Source organism: Oceanobacillus kimchii X50 (assembly GCF_000340475.1).
Taxonomy (GTDB): domain Bacteria; phylum Bacillota; class Bacilli; order Bacillales; family Amphibacillaceae; genus Oceanobacillus; species Oceanobacillus kimchii.
This window is the reverse complement of record NZ_CM001792.1, coordinates 2,339,478-2,342,455: the sequence shown is the minus strand read 5'-3', so window position 1 is coordinate 2,342,455 and position 2,978 is coordinate 2,339,478. Positions and strand designations below refer to the sequence as shown.

Annotated in this window: 1 rRNA gene; it reads left to right on the top strand. The window is 51.7% G+C overall.

The window, feature by feature from the left end:
- Window positions 1–54: 54 nt before the first annotated feature.
- Window positions 55–2,975 (top strand): 23S ribosomal RNA (locus tag C794_RS12200).
- The last annotated feature ends 3 nt before the right edge of the window (window positions 2,976–2,978 follow it).

The window sequence follows — 2,978 nt, the reverse complement described above, 5'->3', positions numbered from 1 at the left end:
TATTTTGAAACAAGGCTATTAAATTAGCACGCTTATTTACTGAAATAACAACTTAGTTAAGTGAATAAGGGCGCACGGTGGATGCCTTGGCACTAGGAGCTGAAGAAGGACGGGACTAACACCGATATGCCTCGGGGAGTTGTAAGTAAACTTTGATCCGGGGATTTCCGAATGGGGAAACCCACTGTTCGTAATGGAGCAGTACCTATACCTCAATACATAGGGTATAGGGAGCAGACCCGGGGAACTGAAACATCTCAGTACCTGGAGGAAGAGAAAGAAACCTCGATTTCCTGAGTAGCGGCGAGCGAAACGGAAAGAGCCCAAACCAGAAAGCTTGCTTTCTGGGGTTGTAGGACACTCCTTTGGAGTTACAAAGAAATTCTTTAAATGAATCGATCTGGAAAGATCAGCCGAAGAAGGTAACAGCCCTGTAATTGAAAAAGAATTTCCTCCGGAGTGTATCCTGAGTACGGCGGAACACGTGGAATTCCGTCGGAATCCGGGAGGACCATCTCCCAAGGCTAAATACTCCCTAGTGACCGATAGTGAACCAGTACCGTGAGGGAAAGGTGAAAAGCACCCCGGAAGGGGAGTGAAATAGAACCTGAAACCGTGTGCCTACAAGTAGTCGAAGCCCGTTAATGGGTGACGGCGTACCTTTTGTAGAATGGACCGGCGAGTTACGATCCCATGCAAGGTTAAGTGGAAGACACGGAGCCGCAGCGAAAGCGAGTCTGAATAGGGCGATATAGTATGTGGTCGTAGACCCGAAACCGTGTGATCTACCCATGTCCAGGGTGAAGGTCAGGTAACACTGACTGGAGGCCCGAACCCACGTATGTTGAAAAATGCGGGGATGAGGTGTGGGTAGGGGTGAAATGCCAATCGAACACGGAGATAGCTGGTTCTCTCCGAAATAGCTTTAGGGCTAGCCTCAAGATGATGAGTACTGGAGGTAGAGCACTGATTGGACTAGGGGCCCCTACCGGGTTACCGAATTCAGTCAAACTCCGAATGCCAGTTACTTAAACTTGGGAGTCAGACTATGGGTGATAAGGTTCATAGTCGAAAGGGAAACAGCCCAGACCGCCAGCTAAGGTCCCAAAGTATACGTTAAGTGGAAAAGGATGTGGAGTTGCCCAGACAACCAGGATGTTGGCTTAGAAGCAGCCACCATTTAAAGAGTGCGTAATAGCTCACTGGTCGAGTGACTCTGCGCCGAAAATGTACCGGGGCTAAACGTATCACCGAAGCTGCGGATTGTTCTTACGAACAATGGTAGGAGAGCGTTCTAAGTGCTGTGAAGTCAGACCGTGAGGACTGGTGGAGCGCTTAGAAGTGAGAATGCCGGTATGAGTAGCGAAAAAAGAGTGAGAATCTCTTTCACCGAATGCCTAAGGTTTCCTGAGGAAGGCTCGTCCTCTCAGGGTTAGTCGGGACCTAAGCCGAGGCCGACAGGCGTAGGCGATGGACAACAGGTAGATATTCCTGTACCACCTCATGATTGTTTGAGCGATGGGGGGACGCAGTAGGATAAGGAATGCGCACCGATGGATGTGTGCGCCCAAGCAGTGAGAAAGTCAGATAGGCAAATCCGTCTGGCAATTTCAAGCTGTGATGGGGAGGGAAATAAAGTACCGAAGTTCCGGATTTCACACTGCCAAGAAAAGCCTCTAGTTAGATCATAGGTGCCCGTACCGCAAACCGACACAGGTAGGCGAGGAGAGAATCCTAAGGTGAGCGGGAGAACTCTCGTTAAGGAACTCGGCAAAATGACCCCGTAACTTCGGGAGAAGGGGTGCTCCTTTTAAGGAGGAGCCGCAGTGAATAGGCCCAAGCGACTGTTTAGCAAAAACACAGGTCTCTGCGAAGCCGAAAGGCGAAGTATAGGGGCTGACACCTGCCCGGTGCTGGAAGGTTAAGGGGACGAGTTAGCTCTTCGGAGCGAAGCTTTGAACCGAAGCCCCAGTAAACGGCGGCCGTAACTATAACGGTCCTAAGGTAGCGAAATTCCTTGTCGGGTAAGTTCCGACCCGCACGAAAGGTGCAACGACTTGGGCACTGTCTCAACGAGAGACCCGGTGAAATTATACTATGCGTGAAGATGCGCATTACCCGCGACAGGACGGAAAGACCCCGTGGAGCTTTACTGTAGCCTGATATTGAATGTTTGTGCAGCTTGTACAGGATAGGTGGGAGCCTTTGAAGCGTGAGCGCTAGCTTACGTGGAGGCACCCGTGGGATACCACCCTCGCTGTATGAACATTCTAACCCAGGACCGTAATCCGGTTCGGAGACAGTGTCAGGCGGGCAGTTTGACTGGGGCGGTCGCCTCCCAAAGAGTAACGGAGGCGCCCAAAGGTTCCCTCAGAATGGTTGGAAATCATTCGTAGAGTGTAAAGGCAGAAGGGAGCTTGACTGCGAGACCTACAAGTCGAGCAGGGACGAAAGTCGGGCTTAGTGATCCGGTGGTTCCGCATGGAAGGGCCATCGCTCAACGGATAAAAGCTACCCCGGGGATAACAGGCTTATCTCCCCCAAGAGTTCACATCGACGGGGAGGTTTGGCACCTCGATGTCGGCTCATCGCATCCTGGGGCTGTAGTCGGTCCCAAGGGTTGGGCTGTTCGCCCATTAAAGCGGTACGCGAGCTGGGTTCAGAACGTCGTGAGACAGTTCGGTCCCTATCCGTCGTGGGCGTTGGAAGTTTGAGAGGAGCTGTCCTTAGTACGAGAGGACCGGGATGGACACACCGCTGGTGTACCAGTTGTTCCGCCAGGAGCATGGCTGGGTAGCTACGTGTGGAAAGGATAAGTGCTGAAAGCATCTAAGCATGAAGCCCCCCTCAAGATGAAACTTCCCATCACTTCGAGTGAGTAAGATCCCTCAGAGACGATGAGGTTGATAGGTCCGAGGTGGAAGCGTGGCGACACGTGCAGCTGACGGATACTAATTGATCGAGGACTTATCTAAGTT